The sequence below is a fragment of the Streptomyces sp. NPDC111656 genome, assembly GCF_055656965.1.
The window spans coordinates 1-3,743 of record NZ_JBVKCA010000068.1 but is presented as its reverse complement, the minus strand read 5'-3'; the positions used below and the strand labels follow the sequence as shown (position 1 = coordinate 3,743).

Genomic DNA, 3,743 nt, shown 5'->3' with positions numbered 1-3,743 from the left:
TGAAGCGTCGGCTGGCCGATCACATCTGGAAGGTCATGCTCGCCGACGAACGGAGAGCCCATCCCACACCTTGACAAGACACAGAGGCACCCCCGAGATGCGGAGGAAGTTGACAGCGGGTCAGATGGGACTCATGAGAGGACCTGTGACCATCGCGCACCCCGGAAATACTCGCTCGAGTTGCGTGAGCGTGCGGTACGGATGTACCGCACCACCGAGCCGAAGCCGCAGATCAAGAAGCTGGCCGTCGACCTCGGCGTGCACCCCGAGGCCCTGCGCGGCTGGATCCGCCAGGCCGAGGCGGACGCCGGCGAACGCGACGACCGTCTCACCACCGACGAACGCGCCGAGCTCGCGGCCCTGCGCAAGGAGAACGCCCAGCTCAAGCGGGCAAACGACGTCCTGCGGACGGCCTCGGCTTTTTTCGCGGCGCAACTCGACCCGACCCGGCCCAGGTGACGGCGCTCGTTGACGAGCATCCCCGCCTGGGAGTCGAGTGCGTCCTGCGGGAACTGCACATCCCCTCCTCCACCTACTACCGCCGGCGCCGCGCGGAGAAGGAACCGTGCGAACGGCGACGCCGCGACGTCGAACTGGCCGAGCGGATCAAGGAGATCCACGCGGAGTCCGGCGGCAATTACGGCTCGCCGCGCGTGCACGCCGTCCTCAGACGCGAGGGCACACGCGTGGGCCGCAAGCGGGTCGAGCGCCTGATGCGCGAGGCCGACATCGCGGGGATCAGCCCGCGGCGGAAGGGCTTCACGCGCCGCGATCCCAAGGCCAGCCTCGCCCCGGACCTGGTCAACCGGGACTTCACCGCACCGGCGCCGAACCGGTTGTGGGTCACCGACCTCACGATGGTCTCCACCGGCGAGGGACCGTTGTGGCTCTCCGCGATCCGGGACGCCTTCTCCCGCCGGGTGGTCGCGTGGGAGACCTCCGCCCGCGCCGACGCCGACCTGGTCCTGACCACGCTGGAGTACGCGCTCGCGTCCCGCGAGGTCGAGCCGGGCAAGCTCATTCACCACGCCGACCACGGCTGTCAGGGCGGATTCAACTGATCGTTGCAACACCTCGATCTTGGAGGTGTTGATGGGCAGGCCAGCAGGGTGGATGGCGGCGTTGACCGGGCGGTCGCCGATGAAGTCCCCGGGTGCGCCAGCGCTTCGACGGGAGGTCGAACGTCAGTTCTGGCGAGAGATCGCGAAGGGGCTGCTCGCCGAGGAGGCGGCAGCTGCAGTCGGCGTATCCCAGGCAGCGGGTTGCAGGTGGTTCCGGCACGGTGGCGGCATGCCACCGATGGATCTTGCCCCGCAGTCCGGCCGGTACCTGTCCTTTCACGAGCGTGAAGAGATCGCGATCCTGAAGGCGCAGGGCATCGGAGTCCGGGAGACCGCGCGACGTCTTGGCCGGGATTGCTCGACAGTGTCCCGGGAGCTACGCCGCAACGCCGCGACCCGTGGCGGCCGGTTGGACTACCGGGCGTCGGTCGCGCAGTGGAAGGCCGATCTTGTGTCTCAGCGTCCGAAGACAGCGAAACTGGCCGCGAACGACCGACTGCGCGACTACGTCCAGGAAAGGCTCTCGGGCCAGGTCAGCCGCCCGGACGGGACGGCACTGGGGCCGAAGGGCACGGGCTGGAAAGGAAGGAACAAGCCGCACCGCGGCGACCGCCAGTGGTTCATGGCGTGGAGCCCGGAGCAGATTGCGAACCGGCTGAAGGTCGACTTCCCGGATGATGAGTCCATGCGGATCAGCCACGAGGCTATCTACCAGGCCCTGTTCATCGAAGGCTGGGGAGCGCTCAAGCGCGAGCTCGTCGCCTGCCTGCGCACCGGCAGGGCCTTGCGCGTGCCCCGGGCCCGATCCAAACGGAAGTCATGGGCCCACGTCACGCCCGAGGTACTGATCAGCGAGCGGCCAACCGAGGCCGACGACCGAGCCGTACCGGGACATTGGGAGGGCGACCTCCTGATCGGACTGGAGCGATCGGCGATCGGCACGCTGGTTGAGCGGACAACCCGATTCACGCTGCTCGTCCACCTGCCCCGCCAGGACGGCTACGGCATCGTCCCGCGTACCAAGAACGGGCCGCCGCTGGCCGGCTATGGCGCGGTGACGATGAAACATGCGCTTGCGGCCACAGTCGGCACTCTGCCCGGGCAACTATGGCGGTCGCTGACCTGGGACCGCGGCAAGGAGCTGTCGGCACACGCCCAGTTCACGATCGAGACCGGCGTCCCGGTCTACTTCGCCGACCCGCACAGTCCCTGGCAGCGCGGCACCAACAGGAACACGAACGGCCTGTTGCGCCAATACTTCCCGAAGGGCACTGACCTTTCCCGGTGGGCAGCGGAGGATGTCGAGGCGGTCGCTGCCACCCTCAACAGTCGCCCTCGCAAGAGCCTCGGCTGGAAGACACCCGCCGAAGCCCTCAACGACCATCTACTATCGACCACATAAGCCGGTGTTGCATCCACTGGTTGAACCTGGTCAGTTCCGGTCCCGCAAGTTCGTCCAGGCGCTCGACCGGCACCGGATCACCGGTTCGATAGGGAGGGTCGGGGCGGCAGGCGACAACGCGGCCATGGAGTCCTTCTTCAGTCTGCTGCAGAAGAACGTCCTCGACCGCCGGCAGTGGGCCACCCGTGAGGAACTGCGGATCGCGATCGTGACCTGGATCGAGCGGACCTACCACCGGCGCCGCAGACAAGCCTCGCTCGGCCGGCTGACCCCCGTCGAATTCGAGACCGTCATGACCACACCGGCCTGCCGGGCCGCGTGACCGAACCTGACCTGCCCCACCGTTTGGGCTCCAGGCTCGGTGGCTAACTGACAGCCGGGACGGTGTCGTTCTCGGAGAGTAGTTCGTACTCGATGGGGGTGCGGTAGCCCAGTGCTGAGTGTCGCCTCTGGCGGTTGTAGAAGATCTCGATGTACTCGAAGATCGCGTTGGCCAGTTCGACCCGGGTCTTCCAGTGCATGCGGTTGAGCAGCTCGATCTGCATCGAGGACCAGAACGACTCCATCATCGCGTTGTCCAGGCCGTCCCCGACGGTGCCGAACGACGGCAGGAGGCCGGCGGAGCGGATCCATTCCCCGAAAACCCAGGAGGTGAACTGGGTGCCGTGATCGGCGTGAACGATCCCGCCCGGCTCGGGGCGGCGGTTGCGGATGGCCATGTCCAGCGCGTTGACCACGAGGGTGGAGTCCTGCCGTGAGTCGATGGACCAGCCCACGATCCTGCGGCTGAACGCATCCAGGACCGCCGCGCAGTAGACCCACCCTTCCCTGGTGCGGTGCTGCGTGATGTCGGTGACCCACAGCTCGTCGGGGCGCAACCGATGGAACTTGCGATTGACCAGGTCCTCGGCGGTGACGATGCCACGCAGCCGCTTGATGCGCACCGGTCCGGGCAGGCCGTGGATCCCGGCCTGCGTCATCCGCACCGACACGGTCCTGGAGCAGACCCGGATGCCCATGCCCAGGGTGAGCTCGGCGTGGATGCGCCGGTAGCCGTAAGTGCCGCGGGAAGCGAGGTGAACCTCTCGGATCAGCCCGGTCAGCCAGTCCCGCCGTAGCTGCCGTGGAGTGGTCGGTGTGCGCTTGTGCTTGTAGTAGTTCTGCCGGGCGACGCCAAGGATCCGACAGCACCTGTCGACCGGTGCCCCGGCATCGACGAGTCGGTCGATCACCGGGTAGAGCCTTTTGGGGCCGGCTTGTCCTCGCCGAGGAACTTCGCC

The 3,743-nt window shown here is 67.4% G+C and carries 4 protein-coding genes and 1 pseudogene; 4 read left to right on the top strand and 1 reads right to left on the bottom strand.

Annotated elements, in window-relative coordinates; genetic code table 11:
* The first annotated feature begins 180 nt into the window (after positions 1 to 180).
* The 4 genes and pseudogenes from ACZ7M3_RS52675 to ACZ7M3_RS52660 all read left to right on the top strand — a co-directional run.
* Positions 181 to 459 carry a transposase gene (locus ACZ7M3_RS52675; RefSeq protein ID WP_012998098.1) on the top strand — a complete coding sequence of 93 codons (279 nt, stop codon included), beginning with the start codon at positions 181 to 183 and terminating at the stop codon, positions 457 to 459.
* Positions 456 to 1,061, top strand: coding sequence for an IS3 family transposase (locus ACZ7M3_RS52670; protein ID WP_472073941.1), 606 nt, complete (start codon positions 456 to 458; stop codon positions 1,059 to 1,061). Before ACZ7M3_RS52675 ends, ACZ7M3_RS52670 begins: the two co-directional genes overlap by 4 nt.
* A gap of 52 nt (positions 1,062 to 1,113) precedes the next feature.
* Positions 1,114 to 2,463, top strand: a complete 1,350-nt coding sequence (locus tag ACZ7M3_RS52665; protein WP_472073940.1) for an IS30 family transposase — start codon at positions 1,114 to 1,116, stop codon at positions 2,461 to 2,463.
* A gap of 31 nt (positions 2,464 to 2,494) precedes the next feature.
* Positions 2,495 to 2,785: pseudogene (locus tag ACZ7M3_RS52660) on the top strand (integrase core domain-containing protein); the annotation flags it as partial.
* A 43-nt stretch (positions 2,786 to 2,828) separates the two neighbouring features.
* Here ACZ7M3_RS52660 and ACZ7M3_RS52655 read toward each other — a convergent pair.
* Positions 2,829 to 3,743: IS3 family transposase (locus ACZ7M3_RS52655; protein WP_472073938.1), on the bottom strand; the 915-nt coding region annotated here is incomplete at its 5' end.